Annotated in this window: 20 protein-coding genes; all 20 read left to right on the top strand. The window is 38.4% G+C overall.

The annotated features are described in order from the left end of the window. The first annotated feature begins 101 nt into the window (after positions 1 to 101). Positions 102 to 620 (top strand): phage terminase small subunit P27 family, encoded by a 519-nt coding sequence (locus tag KE627_RS01685; RefSeq protein WP_003636406.1) that lies wholly within the window; start codon positions 102 to 104, stop codon positions 618 to 620. Next, positions 620 to 2,515: a terminase large subunit gene (locus KE627_RS01680; protein WP_056939045.1), complete on the top strand. Its 1,896-nt coding sequence runs from the start codon at positions 620 to 622 to the stop codon at positions 2,513 to 2,515. Before KE627_RS01685 ends, KE627_RS01680 begins: the two co-directional genes overlap by 1 nt. Before the next feature lie 60 nt (positions 2,516 to 2,575). After that, a complete protein-coding gene (locus KE627_RS01675; RefSeq protein WP_008214368.1) occupies positions 2,576 to 2,740 on the top strand; it encodes a hypothetical protein in 165 nt (54 codons plus the stop codon). 37 nt (positions 2,741 to 2,777) lie between these two features. Beyond that, on the top strand, positions 2,778 to 3,902 hold the full coding sequence (locus KE627_RS01670) for a phage portal protein (protein ID WP_240034481.1): 1,125 nt from the start codon (positions 2,778 to 2,780) through the stop codon (positions 3,900 to 3,902). Next, a complete protein-coding gene (locus KE627_RS01665; RefSeq protein WP_056939043.1) occupies positions 3,883 to 4,584 on the top strand; it encodes a head maturation protease, ClpP-related in 702 nt (233 codons plus the stop codon). Before KE627_RS01670 ends, KE627_RS01665 begins: the two co-directional genes overlap by 20 nt. A gap of 3 nt (positions 4,585 to 4,587) precedes the next feature. Next, positions 4,588 to 5,829, top strand: coding sequence for a phage major capsid protein (locus tag KE627_RS01660; protein ID WP_056939042.1), 1,242 nt, complete (start codon positions 4,588 to 4,590; stop codon positions 5,827 to 5,829). Between the two features lie 63 nt (positions 5,830 to 5,892). After that, positions 5,893 to 6,183: a head-tail connector protein gene (locus KE627_RS01655; RefSeq protein WP_013728310.1), complete on the top strand. Its 291-nt coding sequence runs from the start codon at positions 5,893 to 5,895 to the stop codon at positions 6,181 to 6,183. Beyond that, entirely contained in the window at positions 6,173 to 6,535 is a 363-nt protein-coding gene (locus KE627_RS01650) for a phage head closure protein (protein WP_056939041.1), read from the top strand. The genes KE627_RS01655 and KE627_RS01650 overlap by 11 nt, the downstream gene beginning before the upstream one ends. A 1-nt stretch (position 6,536) precedes the next feature. Then, positions 6,537 to 6,926: an HK97 gp10 family phage protein gene (locus tag KE627_RS01645; protein ID WP_225430518.1), complete on the top strand. Its 390-nt coding sequence runs from the start codon at positions 6,537 to 6,539 to the stop codon at positions 6,924 to 6,926. Beyond that, on the top strand, positions 6,926 to 7,315 hold the full coding sequence (locus KE627_RS01640) for a DUF806 family protein (protein WP_056939039.1): 390 nt from the start codon (positions 6,926 to 6,928) through the stop codon (positions 7,313 to 7,315). Before KE627_RS01645 ends, KE627_RS01640 begins: the two co-directional genes overlap by 1 nt. Continuing rightward, positions 7,316 to 8,002: a phage tail protein gene (locus KE627_RS01635; protein ID WP_056939038.1), complete on the top strand. Its 687-nt coding sequence runs from the start codon at positions 7,316 to 7,318 to the stop codon at positions 8,000 to 8,002. It abuts the gene before it with no gap. 58 nt (positions 8,003 to 8,060) lie between these two features. Further along, positions 8,061 to 8,438, top strand: coding sequence for a phage tail assembly chaperone (locus KE627_RS01630; protein WP_056939037.1), 378 nt, complete (start codon positions 8,061 to 8,063; stop codon positions 8,436 to 8,438). 65 nt (positions 8,439 to 8,503) lie between these two features. Beyond that, a complete protein-coding gene (locus KE627_RS01625) occupies positions 8,504 to 8,647 on the top strand; it encodes a hypothetical protein (protein WP_169300818.1) in 144 nt (47 codons plus the stop codon). After that, the gene (locus tag KE627_RS01620; protein WP_146971955.1) at positions 8,647 to 14,223 is read left to right on the top strand and encodes a phage tail tape measure protein; all 5,577 of its coding nucleotides are present in this window, start codon (positions 8,647 to 8,649) and stop codon (positions 14,221 to 14,223) included. Before KE627_RS01625 ends, KE627_RS01620 begins: the two co-directional genes overlap by 1 nt. Next, a complete protein-coding gene (locus KE627_RS01615; RefSeq protein WP_056939034.1) occupies positions 14,216 to 15,445 on the top strand; it encodes a distal tail protein Dit in 1,230 nt (409 codons plus the stop codon). Before KE627_RS01620 ends, KE627_RS01615 begins: the two co-directional genes overlap by 8 nt. A 77-nt stretch (positions 15,446 to 15,522) precedes the next feature. Continuing rightward, on the top strand, positions 15,523 to 16,200 hold the full coding sequence (locus KE627_RS01610) for a phage tail family protein (protein WP_240034482.1): 678 nt from the start codon (positions 15,523 to 15,525) through the stop codon (positions 16,198 to 16,200). Positions 16,201 to 16,248: 48 nt separating this feature from the next. Further along, the gene (locus KE627_RS01605; RefSeq protein WP_056939032.1) at positions 16,249 to 18,831 is read left to right on the top strand and encodes a phage tail spike protein; all 2,583 of its coding nucleotides are present in this window, start codon (positions 16,249 to 16,251) and stop codon (positions 18,829 to 18,831) included. Then, a complete protein-coding gene (locus tag KE627_RS01600) occupies positions 18,828 to 19,661 on the top strand; it encodes a hypothetical protein (RefSeq protein WP_056939031.1) in 834 nt (277 codons plus the stop codon). Before KE627_RS01605 ends, KE627_RS01600 begins: the two co-directional genes overlap by 4 nt. Positions 19,662 to 19,670: 9 nt before the next feature. Further along, the gene (locus tag KE627_RS01595) at positions 19,671 to 19,811 is read left to right on the top strand and encodes a hypothetical protein (protein ID WP_008214398.1); all 141 of its coding nucleotides are present in this window, start codon (positions 19,671 to 19,673) and stop codon (positions 19,809 to 19,811) included. Beyond that, entirely contained in the window at positions 19,804 to 21,768 is a 1,965-nt protein-coding gene (locus KE627_RS01590; protein WP_056939030.1) for a hypothetical protein, read from the top strand. The genes KE627_RS01595 and KE627_RS01590 overlap by 8 nt, the downstream gene beginning before the upstream one ends. The last annotated feature ends 121 nt before the right edge of the window (positions 21,769 to 21,889 follow it).

The raw sequence follows: 21,889 nt of genomic DNA, 5'->3' as shown, positions 1-21,889 counted from the left end.
GTGTGTTTAATGATTTTTTTGTGATTCATTAGTCTAAATGAATCAGATTGAAAGAGTCCCTATTGGGGGCTCTTTTTTATTGCTTGGAGGTGAACTAAAAAATGCCAAAACAAATGAAACTAACTACAGACAAGCATGCTCGCAAGGATCAGCGAGTTAGAACTCAAAAACTAATAACGGAAACTTCTGGAATGGATTTGATTCAAAAGAGTTGTCCAAAATATCTGTCAAGTTATGCGCGAGCAATGTGGACGAAACTTGTACCAATTTTGCAAGCATCAGGATATGTTAAACAGGCCGACAAGGGAACAATTGAAGCGTTTTGTATTAACTATCAATTATTGCGGAAAGGCTATGACTCAATTAAAACAGATGGTGTTGTCACCAAGGTTTCTAAGACTGTGGTCAATCAACGAACTGGAGAAACATATGAAGACAACGCAGGCTGGAAACGTAATCCGGCATCACAAATTATTGATTCTGCTACGGCAAAATTAAACAGCTTAGCACACGAATTAGGCTTAACACCATCTGCACGAGCCTCATTACTGCAACTCTCAGATGACAACGATGAGGAACCCAATATTAAAGAGATGTTAAATGGGGGAAGTGAGTTTTAGTGGTACAGGAATTTGATTTTACTCAAAGAAATATTGACTTGGATAAAATCTTTCAGCGACTTGATGGTGAAGGTTATTTTGATGAAATTAAAAGGAAATACCGTGATCCGGCCACTGTTTATTGTTACCGGGTATTAACTGGTCAACAGTTAGCCTGCAAAACAATTAAACTAGCAGCGTTTAGACATTTGAATGATTTAAAGCGATCCACGGAAGGTAATTTTCCGTATTACTATGATTTGGATAAATGCCGAAATATCTGTAACTTCGCACGCATGTGCCCTGATGTTTCTCAAAACAAGCCAATACCACTGATGATTTGGCAACAAGCAATCTTGTGCCTTTCTCAGGGATGGCGAACAAAGGAAGACAAGCAAAAGCGATTTGAGCGATGTATGGTTTCAGTGGCTCGGACTAATGGCAAGTCATATTTATTGAATATCTTGATACTTTACGCTTACTTGGTCGAGGCTAGTGACCAGTTTAACGCTGATTTGTGTTACTTGGCACCAGTTGATAAGCAGTCTAAGAAGTCTTGGCGTTACATTAAACAGACTTTTAACAGCTTACAAGAAATGCCTGGCTTTCGTAAATTAATCAAGGATCAGAATATTGCGATTAATGATGATGTTTTGAAATCCACGAAGACTCAAAACCAGATATTACGAATGACAGCTGGTAGTGCACAATTAGATGCCTTTCATTTCCTCTTTGCTACTGTGGATGAATACGGGGATGAAAACTTTAATTCAGATGTGATTTCTAAGGTCACTTCTGGACAAGTTCAAACCAGTAACCGACAAACATTTTTTATCAGTACGGCATACAGTAACCCTAAAGTCCCGATGTATAGTGATGTTAGACGACTCACTAAGGTAATGGAAAAAGATTCTAACCGAACGGAAGATTCAACGTTGGCATTAATTTGGCAGCAGGATGATCAAGATGAAGTTGAGAACCCCGAAACATGGGTGAAAAGTAATCCATTACTAGATTTACCGGCTAAGCATGATACCCTACTGAAAGGGTTAATTAGTGAACGTGATTCTAAGCTAGAAGACGGCACATTAAATGATTTCATTAACCGTAACCTCAATATGTGGTTGCAGACTGCTAAAGATAAATATTTGAAATTAGAGGATATACAAAAGTCAGTTGTTTCTGATTTCGAAATTGATAATCAAGATTGCTATGTGGGTTTTGATTTATCACATGCTTCAGATGATACGGCTTATAGTTTTGTTTTCCCACATTTGAATGGCGAACAAAAGAAATATTTCATCTTGCAGCATTCATTTGTTCCGTTAGCCCGAGCAGATAATTCCATTATTGTGAAAGAAAAACAAGATGGAATTAATTACTCAAACGCAGAAAAGCTAGGCTTTTGTGATATTTCGCAAAATTCTTATGGCTTAATTGATGAAGATTTTGTTGGGCGCTGGTTCCTGGATTTTGTTAACGATCATCATTTGAGAGTCAAAGCGTTTATTTATGATCCTTATCAAGCTAGCGCAATTACTGATTGGTTGGATAATAATATGCCAGAAGTGCCTTTTATTACTTTAAAGCAAGGGACGGTTAGTTTGAGCTCGCCCACAGTATTTTTGAGAAATCAGTTTATTGCGGGAAATATTGAGATGCTGGCTGATCCGATTTTGCAGACCTGCTTGGCTAACGCTGTAACAGTGGCTAATCCATATGGTATTAAAATTGATCGAACGGCGTTGACTTCGAAAATTGATTGTGCCGATGCCACTATCGATGCCATGTCTCAAGCCCTTTTTTATTTTGAAAATCCTAATCATGGCCTTAAAGAAGATAAAAAGAATCCATTTAATGGAATGAGTAATGAGGAGGTCAACGAATTCTTTACCAGTGATCATTTTAGTTTTTAATATTTTCAACACTTGTTGGGTGATATATGTAGTGAATAAATTATTAGGGAGGCAGATTAGTTGAATCTGAAACAACTATGGACAGGTTTAATCACTAACCTGTCTTTTATATTATTTTTATTTGGGTTAATTGCATTTGTGGTTGCCGCAAGCCTTATTAATTTTATTGTAGGTTGGGTAGTGGCCGGGATTGCTTTAATCGTTTTAGCCTATGTCATTTCGTGAAAGGAGGCGTTGAATGCTGAACCCCTTTAAAAATTTTATGTCAAAACAAACACAAACAATTAGTACCACCGGGTATTCACCATTTATGTTAAATGGTACATTGTTATCCACTAACACTGTGGATGCAGACGGAGCACTGCAAAACAGTGATATTTATGCGGTGATTAATCGAATTGCAGGTGATGTGGCCAGCTGTGAATTTAAAACAGACCAATATAGCAACATGCTAAATCAGCCCAGCACATTATTGAGTGCTTATAATTTTTGGCAAGCAGTTAGTGCTCAAATGATGTTAACTGGCAACGCCTTTGCTCTAATTCAGCGAAATGGCAATGGAAGTCCAGCAGGGTTGACCTTAATCCCGTTCTACCAGGTCAGCATTACTTTAGATAATCAACAAAATGTTCTTTATTACACAGTTAATTACGGTGATGACCGAGGGCAGGTGACATATTTAGCTGCCGATATTTTACATTTTCGCTTGTTTGTTTCTGGTCAAGTTGCCACTGAACTAGTGGGGAGCAGTCCGCTAAACAGTTTAGCTAAAGAAATTAACATCCAGAACTATAGTAATCAATTGTCACTGAGCAGTTTAAAGAATGCAATTGCGCCTAGTTATACGATTACGGTTCCGGCGGCCAAATTGGAACCGGAAGCTAAAGAAAATATTAGAAAATCGTTTGAGAATCAGAATTCTGGTTCGAATGCTGGTCGACCAATTGTTTTGGATCAATCTGCTCAGCTTGATTCCTTACAGATTAATCCGGATATAGCTAAATTATTAAATAATGCCACGTTTAGTCAGACCCAGATTGCCAAGGCTTTTTGTGTTCCAGATAGTTATTTAAATGGTCAAGGTGACGAACAATCATCAATTGAGATGATTCGTTCTTTGTATCAAAATAGTTTGAGCCTATATATTCGGCCAATTGAATCAGAATTGTCTTTAAAGTTGGGAATCGACATTAAAATGGATATTAATTCGGCTATTGATGTTGATCATCAGCAATTAATTAGTAATATTACTAAATTAAGTACTGGTCAGTCACCAGCATTAACGCCGCAACAAGCGCAAACAATTCTGAAACAAGCGGGAGTTTTTCCTGATTTGAAAGTTTCAGCAGTGGAAGGAGGTGATGATAATGACAACAGTACCAATTAAAGGTGTTGTATCTAGTGATGATGATGCTGAAGTATATGAATTCTTTGGCTATTCAACAGTTACTCCTTCCGCAGTTAAAGATGCGTTAAACACTGCAAATGGTCAAAATATTGTTGCCGAAATTAATTCACCTGGTGGCGATGTGTTTGCGGGTTCTGAAATATATACCGCATTCAAGAATTATACTGGCAATGTGGAGGTTGATATTGTCGGACTAGCTGCCAGCGCAGCAAGCGTCATTGCAATGGCGGGTGATACGATTAAGATTTCACCAACTGCTCAATTAATGATTCATCGGGCTTCCACCGTATCTCAAGGCAATGCAGACAATTTATCCAGCGATTTGCAGGGGTTGAACTCGACTGATCAATCAATTGCAAATGTTTATGTGCAACGAACGGGTTTGGATCCGCAAACAGTCATGCAAATGATGGCCAAGGAAACTTATATCAATGCAAAAGATGCCGTTGAACAAGGATTTGCAGATGAAATTATGTTTGACGATCAACCAGCCAAAGTTACTAATATGCTCTCGCCGGTTATGTTGAGTAATCAGGCAATTAGTAAAATTAAATCATTGTTAACCAAAGTAAAAGAAAAGCCTAAAGAAACTAATAGCCAAACTAGTGACCAATTGCGATCACATAAGTTGGCTATTTTATTTAAGAAAGAAGGAAATTAAATTATGGATTTAAATAAGCTGCACGATGCTTGGCTTGAAGCTGGTCAAAAAGTAACGGACCTTCAAGAAAAGCGTAATCAAATGGCAGTTGAACTGAACGATTCTCCTGAAAAATATTCAGATGAGGATCTAACTAAAATTGCTGATTCAATTGATAAAGCAAAGAAGACCCGAGATTTTGCTAAAGGTGCATATGATGATGCCCTGGCAACTGCTAAATTAGTAAAGCCTGATAAACCAGCTGCAGGTGGTCAAAAAGATGTTACGCCAAAAGACAAGCCTAAGTTTATTAATATTGTCAAGGGAGCCTTAAAGGGTGATCCAAAGTTTTTGAATTTGATGTCTAGTGGACTTGATGCCAACGGAAATGGTGTTGGTTTAACTATTCCGGCAGATATTCAAACAGCCATCAACACTTTAAAACAAACCTTTACATCATTGGAGCCACTAGTAACTGTGGAAGGAGTTAGCGCACCATCTGGTTCACGAGTTATTGAACCACGTCAGTCAGTAACTCCATTTGCTAATTTGGACGATGAAACAGCGCAAATTGGTAATAACGATGAGCCGGCAGCCTTTAAGCCATTAACTTACAAAATCCATCGATATGCAGGAATTTCCAGTATTACCAACACTTTGATGAATGACAGTGATGCAAACCTCTTAGCATATTTGGAAAATTGGATTGCTAAGAAGGATGTTATTACCCGAAACAGTGAAATTTTGCAAGCATTGGCTAAGTTACCAAGCGCACAAAAGACCACAGTTGATAGTTTTGACGCCATTAAGGATATTTACAACAAGGAATTGGATCCACTGATTTGGAATGAATCTGCATTTGTTACTAACCAATCAGGCTTTGCTGTTCTGGATAAAGTCAAGGATAATAACGGACAATACGTCATTCAACCTAACCCGCTTAATCCATCACAAAAAATGTTGGCTGGTAAGACAATTACAGTTATTGCCGATGCCTTTCTGCCCAATGATGGAAACAGTTTCCCACTTTACATTGGTGCTTTGACGGAAGCTGTTCGTCTATTCGACCTTCAGCAGATGTCTTTGTTGGCCACCAACATTGGCGCCGGTTCTTTCGAAAATGACTTGACTAAGATTCGTGCCATTGATCGCTTTGACGTCGAGTTGTGGGATACTGAATCGGTCATTTATGCACCATTTACCGGATTAGCAGATTTAACTCCTGCTGCAAAGACTAGTGGGACTACTAGTTCAACTGGCAAGTAATTTAAATAAGTCGCCAATGAAATAAACAATACAGTGATGGGCGGCTGTTAGGAGGGGTGTCATGTGACGGTTAATCCGACAGAATTAATGGATGAGTTGCATATTGACCAAAGTCCGACTGAATTAACGACTGTTACCAATTTGATTAATGAGGCAACTGAGATTGTCAATCATTCAGTCAGTTCAACTGAAACCCAATATCAAGCCTCATCAATTTACGACCTAGCAATAAAAACACTGGCAACTCAATTATATTATGATCGGGAATTATCTAAAGGGATGTCAGCTGGTTTGTTGATGATGCTAGATCAACTCCAAGGAATGGTTTCAGGAAGTGATCCGGATGGCACTTAATAAATTTAGTCCGGAGCAGTTTAATCGGCAAGCCCAGTTTGGAACGGCTTTACCAACAATTAATCCTAATACTGGTGCATCAGGAACGCAATTTAAACCACAGTTCGTGTTATGGTGCATGCCTTATACGCGAACTAACACACAGAACGTTTCGCTTTTGGGAACAGATTTTGAAGATACTATTCAAATTGTTATTCGACACAATCCGTTAATTGACAAAGGTCTGCTAGTTCAATATCAAGACCAACTATATCAAATCGTTAATTTGAGTTTAGATGATAGCAATCAAATTGTGACTTATGACATTTTGACTCTACAGATTAATGAGAGGGTTGGTAAAAAACATGGTTAGTATGGCCGAACAATTAGACGATTATTTAGCGAAAATAAAGCGATTGGTTCCCAAACGCACGGAAACAATTTTAATTACTAAAGCAGGCGCTGATGTTTTACAAAAGAAATTGACTAATAAAACTAAGCAGCTACATTACACTAATCGAATTGCCTCAGAAAAGGATCCACATTTAGCTGATAGTGTGCTAGTTAGTATGACAAACGTTGATGGTGATGTGGATGGGACTTCCACAGTTGGTTGGGTAAAGAAAAAAGCGGTGATTGCCCGCTGGTTAAATGATGGTACTGTTTATATCACTGGGGATCACTTTGTAGAAAAGGCACGTGAAGAAACCCACTCTGATATATTAAAAGCTGAATATATTAAATGGAAGGAGTTGGGGCACTAATGGAATTACCAGTTATGACTGTTTATCAGTTAATTCAATCTTTGCACTATGGTTGGATTGACCAGCTTTATTCCATGAACATTCCTCCTGGGGCTGATACTTCTGGAAAGCAGACCATTGTATTAGTTACTTCAGTTAATGAACCGTTGGGTGGATATAGAAACGATCGATTTAGTAATTTACAGGCTAACATTCAGATTCAAATATTTTGGAAAAAAGAAACACAAGAAAATATTTTTAACAATGAAGTTGCCCTAATGAATGATTTGGAAAATCAGGATTGGCTGGTTAGCTCACATGAGCCTAACACTGTGGATCCAGACACCGATCAAGTTACGGCAACTTTTTCAGTTACTAAAACAATTATAGTAAAGAAAGAAGGACTTTAAATGTCAACACATGGTATTAAAGATGTCACCTTTGGTTTGGTTGATGCGACTGGCAAATTGCTCACTGGTGATGCAGGAGTAGGAACTAACGGCATCTATTTAGTCGATGGTGACGAAAAAGGTGCTACGACAGCTACAGTTTCTGGCTTGGAAGCCGCGGGTACTGTCGCCTATGCTAATGATGAAGCAAAACGAGTTTCAAATGGTCAGGCACAACCAGAGGTCGCATTGGAATTCTTGGATATTGATTTTGACGAGTTGCAAAAACTCAAAGGATATATTCAAGATACAGTCAATAGTGGTTGGACACGTCAATTGCCCAAACCACATGTAGCAATGTTGTTACATTTTCGTTCATACACGAATATTGATATGTACGAAGGCTTTGCTAATGGTCAACTAATTGAAACTGGTAGTTCTCATGCAACGGATAATAATGCCGAAACTGATGCCAATACGGCGTTAACTTACCAAGCATTAACACCAGCTGACAATACCATCTTCAATGGAGAACCGTACAAGATTTGGATGTCTCAAGATACTGGATTTGATAAAGCTAAAATGTTGGCCGAAGTCTTTGGTGGTTATTCAGCTACTACCGGTAGTAGCACGACTGGTTCAACCACTGGATCGACTACGGGTAGCACAACTGGCTCAACGACTGGCGGTACAACACCAGGAAAATAAATTAAGGCGGGGATTGTTCCCCGTATACATAACTAAATAAAATAAAGGAGTTTTGATCATGAAAATTAATATTACTCGATTAGGTTTACGTAAAAAGTCAGCTGAAGTTAAAACCACTGTGGGTGTTATTGAGAAAGCCCAAAATTTACAAATTCAATTGTTGAAATCAGATGCAGTTGATTTTACTAATGATGACCCACTAGCAGTTTTGGAAACGCAAAAGAAAATGGTTCAAGGATTATTGCAATTTATGATTGATATTTTTAAGCTATCCGACAAAGAAGTTGAAAAGATTAAATCCACTTTGGATTTTACGGATTTTCAAAATTTCATGGCCTATGTATTATTCCGGTTTCAAGGTATGAGCGATGAAGATTGGGAGACTGTTACTAAACAACAAACTGAGGAATCAGCAGACCCAAAAGAAAGCAATTAAGATTAGCCAAATTAATTAATGACTTAAGCATATCCCAACAAGATATGCTTTTTTTTAAACAACAAATGATGAAGCAGGGAATCTTACCAGATGAATTAAATCGACAAGATTACTTTGAGTTTATGGCAGTCTTAAATGCTAAAGATAAGAAGAAACAAGTAACAGATCCGGTTGTCGAGTTATTAAATAAACGAAAGGGGACTGACTAATGGCTACTATTAATGATGTAATGAGTACTTCAATTCGCTTGGATGCAGTACAACCAGCACGGTCATTAAAGACTTTAACCAATTACATTAAAGCTAATACCAATGCATGGCGTTCTCAGGAGGTGGCTTTAAAGTCTTCTGGAGATAAACTAGATGCTTTAAAAACTAGGTATCAAGGAATATCAGAAGAAATTAAAGGTTATAACTTAAAAATTGATGAGTTGAAGCGTCGACAGTCAGGCCTCGATCAAACGACCAATCAAGGTTCAGAAAAATATGCCAAATATGCTAATCAGATTGCTAAAGCACAAGAGAAGATTGCTGGATTAAATGATCAACAGTCTAAGGCGGAAAAGCAATTTGAATACCTTAATTCAGGACTATCTGGATTACAGCGCAACTATCATAACCTTAATCAGGTAACTAATTCTTATGTGGATGCGCTAAAGGCTCAAGGAAAGATTAACCAGGCTGGTCAAGTAAAGCTTAAAGGCCTTAAGGAAGGATTGAATAGCTTATCTGATCAGTACAGATTACAAAATAGTGAACTCAGTAAAAACTCACAGGCTTATAAACAAGCCCAGTTGGCCTATGAAAAACAACAAAATGTTGTTAACCGCCTCGCCAATGATACCCACAAGAATGCGGATGAATATGTTCAAGAAAAGGAAAAACTTAATCAATTAAAAGGTAGCTTGGACATTGCTAACGAAGCTTTTAACACCCAACAAGTACGAGTCAACAAAACAGCCACTTCACTGGCCAATGTGCGTTCTGATGTGGTCAAGTACGATTTACAAGTCGGTCACATGAGTGATGCCATGGCTCGGATGGGTGACAAAGCCAACGTTGCTAAGAATAAGATTAAGAATTCATTTGGATCAATTAAAGGTAGTTTACTAGGTGCTAGCGTAGCGATGGGGACATTGGGAGCAGCTGCATTTTCTGGTGCTAAAAAAGCGACTGAACTTCAAAATGTTTATAAAGTAAACCGGAACTTGTTAGTTACGGGTGGTGATAAGACTAAAACTGCCATTAAGACCGTCACCGAAATGCAAAAAGATGGGACTAAGTACGCTCTCAAATATGGGGTTAGTCAAAAAGAAATTGCTGATCAATACCAGGATTTAATCAAGCGTGGTCATACAGGAGCTGAGTCGTTAGCGGTTATGAAAACTGAGCTACAGGCCAGTGTGGCTTCAGGTGACGACTTTAAAGATGTGGTTAAAGTATCAAGCCAGGCGATTGAAGCATTTGGCATGAAAACCAATAATACGGCAAAAATGATGCACAACACCAGGCGTGTAGTTAATGCATTGGCTTATTCTGCTGATATGACCGCCACTGACTTTCACAGTCTAGGCAAAGGTATGGAGTATGTAGGTGATTCAGCTAATAATGCGGGGTTTAGTATCGAGCAAACTTCTGCTGCTTTAGGTGAATTAAGTAACCACGGTTTGGAAGCTGATAAAGCCGGAACGGGTCTACGAAAAATTATTACTAGTTTAGCAGCACCAACTAATTCAGCTATGGGTGCTTTGAATGACATTGGGATTAAATCAACTAAAATATTCCAGACTGCCAATGGTAATTTCAAAACATTGCCTGCAATTTTTAAAATTATCGAAGAACATACTAAAAAACTTGGTGGAGCTGATACAGCACGCATCTTTAAAAATGTTTTTGGTCCAACCGGCATGCAAGCAGCTCAAATCTTAGCTAAATATAATGGCCAATTGGCTGATTTAACCAACAATGTTTCTAAAGCAAGCAAAGCTGGGACTTACGTTCAAAGATTAGCTAACAAAAATGCTCAAACTGCCCAAATGTCTCAGAAACGATTTAAGCAAGCCTGGGATCAATTATCAATTATGTTTGGGTCTAAGTTGTTGCCGTATATGACAAAAGCAGCTAATCAAATGACCAAGCTTTTTGGTGAAAAAGGATTTCAGAAAGATATTGGTAAAACGGCTACTTTAACTGCACATGTGGCAGGAGGAATTGCCAATATTGGTATTTTTGCTGTTAAGCATTATGAAGGCGTCAAACATTTTGGTGAAGCATTAGCTGCAATTTGGGCAGTTGGTAAAGTTTATAAATATTTTAAAATATTTAGTGATATTACCTCTGTCTTTGGCGGTCAAAAGCTAAAGGTGAACCGATTGACATCAGCATATGATGATCAAACTCTAGCTATTGAACGTAACACTAAGGCTAAAGAAGCTAATGTGGATGCCGGAAATGGTACCAGTGCAATTGATGATATTGCTGATAACTCTGGTGGCGAAGGTAAGGTTGCCGAAGGTGCCGAAAAAGATGGTAAAACGGCCATCCACGATATAGATGATACAAGTAAAGTTGCCGAAGACTCCGGAAAAGTTGGCCGATTAGCTAAATTAGCTGATAAGTTTAAAGGCGTTAGTAAATTTGGCAAGGTTGCGGCTGGTTCTGTCGGTGTCTTAGATGTCTTAAATTCGGCAACTGATTTAATTGGCATGAAAAAGAAGACTGCCGGTTCACACATCGGCGCTGCTACTGGATCTCTAGGTGGTACTGCAGCAGGTGCAGCAATCGGGACAGCTATTCTTCCTGGAATTGGCACAGCTGTTGGCGCTGGATTGGGTGGCTTGGTTGGTGAAGGTGTTGGTCGTAAGTTTGGTAAAGCTATTCAAAAAGGACTTTCAGCACAAAAAATCCATACACCTAAATTATCTACTAAGTCTTCTTTCAAGAAACTTTCTGATGAAGCGACAAGCTATTATAAAAACCGTGAAGCTCAGGACAAGAAGAACTTACAATTACTTTATAAAAACGGGGACATTACTAAAAAAGAGTACGAAAAACGCCTACAAATTATTAAGGGTGAAGGATCTAAAGCCAACCGATTAACTCTGATGAGTCAGAAAGATCAGCAAGCAATTGCCAAATATTATGCACAATCACGTCAACGATTAACCGAATCGTGGAATAAAAAGATTCTAAAAGCTGAGAATAAATACGGTAAAGGGTCCGTTCAAGTTAAAAAAATGCAGAAGGAAAAGAAAGAAGCACTTGAGAAACAACATCTTAAATTTGCTACTCAAGTGACTGCTAAAGAAGCCAAACTGCATACAACCTTAGCTGGTCAGATTAAACTGTCTACTAATAAGATTGCTAAAGATTATAAAACGCTCACTGAAAAGAGTAAAAAATATTCCAAAGAAAAAATGATTAAATTGGTGGCAAACGCTGATGAAGAACAAAAGTCTGTCAGCAAAAAAGCTAACGATGAATATCATAGTGTTTATAAAGCGGCTTGGAAGAAATATAAAAATACAGTTAAAGCAGCAGACGAAGAGTATAAGGGAAATAGTTCAGCTGCCAAAGCTCAACGCCAAAAGATTATTGAAGAAGCTCGTAAACAAAGAATTGGTGTTATTCATCACGCTGATAAGCAAAAAAATGATTCAATCACCAAAGCAAAGCAGCAGTCTGATAAGGTGTACGATTATGCACATAATCAAAATCATAAAGTAACGGATCAAGCTGTTTCTCAATATGAGAACATCAAGAAAAACAATTCCAAAACTAAATATAATTACAGTCTTTCCTGGCATGGAATTTGGAAGTCAGTTGGTAATTGGATTGGCAAATTAGTCAACGGGATGAATAAAAATGCCATTTCAGCTCAGAACAAAGTCTTTAAACAATACGGTGGTTCACAAACTTTAGATCCGATACCAACAGTAGCGTGGGCAACAGGTACCGGATTGTTGAAAAATGGCTTATTAACCAAACCAGTTTTGGCTAAGCTTAATGATGGCCACGATTCACCAGAAACACATAATAAGGAAATCATTGTCCACGCAGATGGACAATTAGAACCAGTTGAAGGTAAAGATACTCACCGGGTTCTAGAAGCTGGTTCCGGAGTTTTAAATGCTACAGAGTCTAAGATGTTAATGGCTTTAAATGGCATGCAGCACTTTGCGTCAGGTACTGGTTTATTTGGTGGTATCGGGAAACTCTTTAAAGGCATTTGGGGTTCTTTAAAACAGAAGTTGTCGGCACTATCACACATTGCTAATCATTCTGATGCAACTTTCAAACAAGTTTTTCAACCTAATTTTGGCGATATAAAGGGAACAGTTGGAGAGAACTTTGCCAATATGTTTGGCAAACGCGACAAGCAACAGGGTTCGGTTTGGTGGGATACTGCCTGGAATATGCTACATGGCATGGTTTCCGAAGGCGGCGGTCAGACTGATTCAGCATTTTTGAATGAAGCTAAGAAATTGGCAAATCGTGCCCATCACCGATATTCTGAAGGCTCTAATGTCCGCTTAGGACCGAATTATTATGATTGTTCTGGCTTAGTTTATGAGACTTTGAAACACATGGGAATTACAGTTCCTGGTGGCTCGACTACTGTCCCTGAATACAACTTTTCTAAGCCTGTATCTTGGAAGAATGCGAAGACTGGTGATTTAGCGTTCTTCGGTCGTGGAGGAAGCCAACACGTTGGTATTGTGGTCGATAACAGTGGTTCTGGACATATGTTCAGTGCCGAAAATCCAAAGGACGGGATTAAATATTCTACCATCAAGGGATTCGGTGATTTTGTTGGGATCCGAAGAGTACCTGGATTAATTGACAAAGTTAAAAAGTCAACTAAATCTCATAAACAAAGCTCCGGATTACAAGCACTAGTAAAGTCACAATTAAAGAATTCTGGAGTTTGGGGTTGGGTATCAAAAAACTTAAAACCATTATGGCAAAAACTGTTTGGTAGTTTAAGTAGTTTTGGATTAAGTGGCGATGTGGCGGCTAGAGCCAAAACCTTAGAAAAAGCGTTGAAAAAACTAGATCCACGCGCAACCAAGGCAGGAATTGCTGCAATCCTTGGCAATTGGGAATTTGAGTCGGGATTAAATCCTAATGCAAGAAATTCATCTGGTGGAGCCTCCGGTCTTGGACAGTGGTTGGGTGGTAGATTGAATCATTTGAAATCATATGCTCATCGTCATGGTGAAAACTGGCGCAATGCAGCTACCCAATTAAAGTTTGCGTTAAGCGATGACAGTTCTGATTCTTCTGTATTTAAACGAATCCTGGAAGGCCACGGTTCGATCGCTTCGTTAGCCAGTCAGTTTTCTGAAGATTGGGAACGTGGCGGTTATACGGGGCAGCATGTTAATGGTGCGAAGAAAGTTGCTAATTATTTAGGATATGCGAATGGTGGCTTAGTTGATCAAGAACAGTTAATTAAAGTGGCCGAACGTAATAAACCAGAAACCATCATTCCGTGGGATATTAACAAACGGGGACGAGCCTATGAATTGTTAGCCGATACCATGGCTCATTTTAAGCAAACAGATCAGCATACCAACCAATCAAGCAATTCGGATGGTCAGGCTGTCAAAAGACTTGAAGCAAAGTTTGATACAATGATTAAACTTATGAGTCAATTGGTCGATGGCCAAAACAATCCGATTCCGGCAGTAGTGACTGACAAGCAAGTTGTTCAGGCAGTCAATAAGCATAACAAACGAACAACGGCTAAGAATAATTGGGGAAGAGGTGTAACCTTTGGCTAACAATGATAATTATGATGTGAACACGTTTGATTTTGCGTTTGATGAAAACGGAAATGATGGCTTTAATTCACAAGATGATTTAGGAATCTTTTTGAATCATGTATCGAAACCGTTAGCACCTAGCATTACTGAGTCGTTTCAAGATGTTCCTAAACGTTATGGTGGTGTGTACTTGGGAACAGACTACGGTGAAAAAGAATTTGACATTCCAATTACCTGTTTCTGTACTACTCGTGACGAATATAATGAGCGCATTAAAACATTGACTAACGTTTTAGTTAATACCAGCAGTGATGCGGATACTGAATATCCGCTGAGGTTTAATGACGATCCAGATGTAACTTATTATGGACACTTTACGAGCATTCCAACACCGACGTTTATTAATGAAGGTGTCCAGGACTTTCAAACTACGTTAGTCTTCATGCTGGCAGATCCACGTGGATTTCTACCACAGAAGGAAATAAAAATTACAGACAATGATCAGCAAATTATTCCTGAAGGAAATACTGAAGTTGATCCAATTATTCATATTATTCCGAAAACCGATCTTTATTATGTGGGTTATGAAACAAATGATGATTATGTAGCAGTTGGATATAATGTTGATGACGGTGATACGACTACGGATAGTGATGGCAACATTACAGTCATGGGACAATCCCAAACTCAACAGGTTGACGACCCATGTAACTCATTAGCAACGTGGATTCAATGTAGTGAAAATACGCAAGCCTTTCCAATTTATAAAGGCGATATAGATGGAAACTCAGCAGCCACTGGTACTTCAATTATGGTGGCTAAAGATAAAGATGATCATTACGAATGGGGATCTCGTGGGAAACACAAGAATTTTTACGGACCAGCGGTTATGCATAATGGTCTACCGAAAATTACTCCCTATTGGAAAGTTTCGGTACGCTTACATCATGTTAAACGAATGAAAAATGAGCGGGCGATGGGAAAAATCGAAGCTTATTTATTGGACAATAACGGTAATGTTTGTGGCAGGATGGGCATTGAAGATTATTCGATGGGCCGTTACCCACGGGCGTTTATTCAATTAGGTAATAATTTTGATAGTAGTAACTCTGATAGTTATTTGACATTGCTATTTGATGAAGGTAATGGACAACAGAAGCAAAACGAGGCTACAAAACATGTTAAAGTAGCATACACCAAAACGGTCACCGTTAAGAAGAAGACTAAAAAGAAGAAGTGATATAAATGAATCTACAATTCTTTGCGCGGAAGAAACGAAAAACTCGTAAGAAGACTAAGACTAAAAAGAAACGAGTTGTGAAATCTAAAAAGGGTGGCAAGAAGAGTAGTAGTAAAGGGGGTAAAAAAACATCAGCTCCCAAAGCTACAACGAAAAAGAAAAAGGAAAAAGAATATGTAACTGAAACTTCGTATATGAATAGGGATGCTTACTCGAATTTTTATGGTGAATTTATTCTTGAACGACAGAAGAAATCGGATAAGTCTGGTAATGTTTACGATAACTGGGTAGCAGAAATTAACCAGTGGGATCCTAAAACTGGTGAACCATATAGTGTTAATAATACCCATAAAACTCATATGCATAAGGAAAAATTGGATAAGTCCGGTAAGTTTGGCTTCGCCTTGGCAAATTTAGGCGTTTTCTTTGGCAAACATGATATTAAAGAGGACTTGGTTAATCCGCTGGTAGCATACAAATCAGATTATGAAGCCTTAACCAATTATGAGGAGTGGCGCAGTGATGGCTCTACAGATCCAGATGACACTCCACATATTATCGCCAAGGCTGGTCAAGAAATTATTATTGATACGGCTAACAATAAAGTTACCATTGATGGGAAATCGGCCGATAAATACGTTTCGTGGTTATCGACTTTTCCTAAATTAACTGGTGGAGTTCCACAAACTCTACACTTTTTCCCGGATCCCAAAAATGCTGATGTAACAATTGAATATCGACCAGCAATTAAGTAGTCACGAAAGCGACTACTTTTTTTATACATAAATAAGGAGGTTAGAGATTTGTATATTATCCTGGATAAAAATTTAAAGCGAGTTGCCACGTTATCGACTAATTCAGACGCCAACCCGTTTTGGGGTGAAGTAGTTGAACGCCAAATTGCCGATGATAACAGTAACTCGGATGATGGCATTACTGGCGTTAGCACTTTTAATAGTACGGATCCGAATGCTAACTCCAAAAGTTGGAATGATACATTAACAGGACTAACGATGTTACAAAGTGCTCCTGCAGCTCAATACTTAACGGTTGGTAATAGCGTTGCGGTGTATGATGATGTGCATAATCATTGGCGTATTTATCGAATCTATCAGGTTGATGAAACTATTGATGCCACTAGCGGAGCTCATTTAGTAACGGTGGATGCTATTAACCTAGCAATCTATAAACTTAATAAGACCATTCCACCACAAAAAGAAATTAAAGATTGTAAATTAGATCAAGCCATGCAGTGGATCATGGCTGATACCGGTTGGGATTTACAAAATAATTGTTCTTCGGGCTTGTTTGCTGATATTAACTTTGATGGTACGGCTTCTAGTCAATCTGTCTTGCAGACGGTTCTATCAACTTACGATGCGGAAGCTGATGCTTATTGCCATATTGACTCCAACGGTATTGTGACTGATCTAATTTTAGAATTAGCTGATCAATTGGGAGAAGATGAAGGTAAGTCAATTACCTATGGGCAAAACATGTTATCTGTCCAACGAGAAACAGTTGATACTAATTTAGTAACCAAGCTTTACATTGTGGGCGCAAATAATGCTTCAATTGCCTCGGTTAATAACGGCAAGAATTATATTACTGACGTTTCAGCAAATTCTCTTTATAACAATGATAGCAATACCTGGCTAGAAGGGACCATCACGAGTGATACCATTACTGAACCTAAAGCATTACTTGATTGGGGATTACGTGAATTAAGATTGTACAATCATCCACGAATTAACTATGCCGTGGAGGTAACTCAAGATTTTCAAGCTAACTTGGGCGATACTATTAAGGTGATTGATTTATCTATGAACCCGATTTTAACCACGGAGGCAAGAGTCATTCAGCAAACTACCTCAGAAAGTGACCCAAGTCAAAATAAAGTTGTATTAGGTGAGTTCAGTACAGTTAAAGTAATTACGCCGGCATTTATTCGCAATATGGAACAGCGTTGGAATGATCACGTTAAGAAACTATTTGAAGAAGCCCGAGAGAATGCCAATGCAGCCACAGTCAGTTTGATTACGCCGTTAGGTTCAACTTGGTATAACACGGATACTTCCAAACGGGTGATTGCAAGACTATTTATTGAAGGTGAGAATGTAACCTCTTATCTGTCACCACAAGCGTTTAATTGGCAAAAAATTAATATGGACGGCACCCGTGATATTGGGTGGGAAGCTGATCATGCAAAAGATGGTTATCAGGTTACTATCGAACCACCATTTGTCGGGACACTATTAGTCACCATTGATGATACTTATGTGAAAGATGAGGCAGAGATGTGGATTGATACCAGCAATTCAGCTGATGGTTCCTGGAATAAACTTTGGGAAACTAAAGATGCCGCCAACAAAGATTTTAATGGCGATCAGCATATTGGGGCCTTACAATTTTCATATTTATTGAGTGATGGTTCGGTGTTGTCTAGTTATCACTATTCTAAAGACAAAAACCATTCAGATTGTGAATTTATTAAATGGAACGCTGATGGAACATTACAGAGCATGATGTTTGTAACTGGTGGTGGCCATTGTGGATCGTTCGGCTATGATGAAAGTTCCAATACGATTTATACAGAAATAAAAGATCCAATTGATGGGAAATATTATTTGGTAACAATGGCATACCAAGCCAATACAAGTGCTAGTAATATAACTAAGTGGTGCCAAGTAAAACAATATTTTCGAGTTGCAGTTGATTTGAAAAATAATCTATGGCTGGGAAGCACGACGAGTGGGAAAGTGTATGTTTGTCAGATAAGCGATTTACAGACAGGAAACTTCAAACCAATCATTGAATTTAAATTGCAAGATTTTAAATGGAAGCCATTACCAGCTGGAACCACTAATAATGGCGCTTATAACACTCTTCAGGCAAATGGGATTAGTTATCCATTTGCTTTTTTTACGGCGGGTGATGCTAACAATGCTGATGACAAACATGTTATGTGTATTAACTTAATTACACAGTCAATGGTATTTGATTATGTGGTGGAACCAATGCAGGATATTAAGTTAACAGTGCCGTTGGAAAATGGCGGTCATTTGGAGCCGGAGGGCATATATGAAGATGTTAATAATTCTAGGTTAATTGTTGGCTTTAACGTTTCTGAATATAGGGATGATGCACACACTGTGTCTATTGCTCATAGTGCATTATATACGGCTCCACTTAAAATCCGTGATGATTCTAAAGACTTAGTTGTTGAATATCCTGAACAAGATGAAGGCGAGAATGATGAAGCTGAACAACCAGTAATTACCGGAAATGATAATGCTGATGATTCAGATGATAGTTCTGATAGTGATGAAGATGGGGATGAATCAACTGGTGAAGGAACCGAAATTGAGGATGGTGATAGCAATTGATTATTGCAACGGGAACATTGAATATTGATGAAAATGCTAAGCTTGCTCAACAAGCCTCTGACGATGCAAAAAATGCTGTAAATTCTGCGGCTGATGAAGCGGGTAAGATTAAAACATCGTTGGATGGGAAAATTACTGTTTCATCGCAAGAGCCTTTTGATGATGGGAAAAGTCATGATGAAGGTGATATTTGGTACGTCCAAGACAGTAACCATATAACTAGTGAAATGTACACCTATGATGGATCTGATTGGGTTAAGACTAAGATGTCCCAAACAGCCTTGTCAGTTGGCCAACTTTCAGCGTTATCTGCTGATTTAGGAACCATTGAAGCCGGATATTTGAACTCTGTAGAAATTGATTCATCAACCATTAAAGCTGCCAAAATTGATGCAACTTCGACAATTACAGGGGCATCAATTGAAGAAGATGGCAGTAATGGCAAAATAACATTAGACACAAACGGTTTTTGCGCCATTAGCAATGGGAAATATCTTCAATTTGTATCTGGAAATAGTAATGGATATACTCAAATTCGCGGTGGCTTGGATGTTGATTCAATTAACGTTGGGTCCTCAATCATTGAAGGACAAACTTTTCAAGCATATGGCGGCAACAATACTCATATTGGTAGTGAAAATGCATGGACCTATTTGGCAGAAGGAATTAAATGTGGTCCTGGAGGTTATATTTCATCAGTTTCAGGAACTGATATTTATTTCCACAATGAAGCTGGATCGACAATTGATCTTCATGCTGGTGATGTCATTTCACATGGAACTAATTTACTTGATGAAATTAATGGGATTAAAAAGAAATTGAAGATGTAAGGTGATCTGATGAATGATATTAACGCACAAGATTTAATTAACCAATTGGTTAATGAGTACAGTCAAGATATGGCAGCAAAAAATCAACAAATTGCGTTATTAAAAATTGAAAATAATCAGCTTAGAAAGAAGGTGAAAACTAATGAGTAAGGAACTCGCATTCACGGATGATAATGATGTGGTTAAATATTTAGATACAACCACTGCTTTTAATCTGGCACTCACGGCCGACGGGGTGGCCTTTGATTTAACTAATGCTAAGTCAATTCTGGTAAAAATAGCTAATGACGATGGATATATCATGCAAGAAGCTATTGATTTAACCACTGTAACTAGTCCGCTTGGTGGAACACTAAGCTTTCCAATTAATCAGGATATCATGAACACATTGGTTCCAGATGATTATGATATTGAAGTTTGGGTTACTATGAATGATGGTACGCAGGCTATTTTTCCAAGTGATGGAACGTTAGGATTTTCAATTGAAGAGAACCTCATGAGTGATACTGGTGAAGTAATTCCGACAGTCACTTTGAATGATTTTCAGCAACAATTTGATGATTTGAGTAATCAAATGGAGAATGCGGTTCATAATGTACAGAAGGGTGACCAAGGTGACCCTGGTAATGGTATTAAGTCTGCCAACAATCAGTATCAGTTAAGTGATTCACCAGTTACAGTTCCCACAGGGGGCTGGTCAGATACTATTTTGGCGACAACCGATCAGCTTCCCTATCTGTGGACTAAAATTATTTTTACCTACGATGACGGAACAACTAAAGAAACTAATTTTGTTTCTAGCCGAGGTGACACCGGTAGCCAAGGTCCAATTGGCCCGGAAGGGCCGCAAGGGAAACAAGGAAATGGCTTGGTGGTTAGAGGGAAAGCTGATAAAGAGGAAAATTTACCCACAACGGGTAACAACCAGGGTGATGGCTACTTAGTCGGAACGGACTTATATATCTGGATAGATGGTTCATGGCAAAATATGGGAAGCATTACGCCTGATTTAGCTGATTATGTAAAAGTGGTTGATATGAACAATGCTTTAAACACTAAAGTTAATATTGCTGATATGCGTAAACCTGCTAGTGATGTAGCTGGAATTGAAGAGGTTAACGCCAAACAAGATAAAATTGGGTATACGCCTGCTGACGATAGTAAAGTTGTTCATGATAATCATGATGGAACGATAACTGCTAATGGAACTGTCTTCAACCTTTTAAAATCTTTAAGTGCTTCCTCAATCCCTCAAGACCCAACTAAAGACTACAATACTCTTCCACAAGGACTTGCTTTGATGTCGGAAGTTAACGGAGAACCGGCTAATATGCCTCCGGTTAAATCAACCTATTTAACGCTGACAATTGCTTCCAGCTTTGCAACTGGACGTAAGCGTCAAATGGCGTGGTTAGACGCAGGTGCTAATTCGTCTAACAACAATTTCACCTACATTAGATATTGTGTTGGAAGTACTTGGTCATCATGGGATTCAATTCCAACAAGTACTCAAATAAGTAGTTTGATTCCGGCTACCATCGCAGATACGACTAAGGATGCCAATTTTACAGGAAAACTTCAAAAGTCTGGAATTGATGTGGCAACTACAACTGATGTTAAAAATGCTGTTAATACAGCTACTGCAAACATGGTTGATTCCAGCAAGCCTACTAACTTTACAGCAGGCTTGCAGTCAGGAGGTGTTTCAGTCGCTACTAGCGACGATTTGAAAAGCGTTGAAAACTCGGCTTGGCATCAGCTAGATGAGAAAAAAATACCCATAGGAGGCACTCTTCTCTACAAGATTGATGAAAACTCAAAAATAATATATATGTCATACTCACACTCATTACAATATGCTTACTTTATAAGTAGTGGCGATACCGCTACTGTAGCTGATTTTTCATCAATAGTAAAAAACATTAAAACTGTTTCAGGGAAAATCTATTGCAAAAATATAGGCAATTCAGATAGTTCAATTCAAGGGTCAGCCGTTGATTTGTCAATTAGTAGTCCTGCATCTATTGTGTTTGGTGGCACTAGTGGTGGTATTGATTATTTTAGCTTTTATGAAGGAGCTTACTTCACTTATGATTCTCTCCAGTAATTAGAAAGATGGATATTTTTACGACTTATTATGTAACACTGATATAGCCAATTAAATTTGGTGGTTTCAGTTGTATCACGTTTTTAAACTTGTACTACAAGAGTGTTACGGGCGATAACTT

The sequence above is a fragment of the Lentilactobacillus buchneri genome (genome assembly GCF_018314255.1).
GTDB lineage: Bacteria > Bacillota > Bacilli > Lactobacillales > Lactobacillaceae > Lentilactobacillus > Lentilactobacillus buchneri.
Note: the sequence above shows the minus strand (reverse complement) of the source record. Positions and strands in the feature narration are given on the sequence as shown.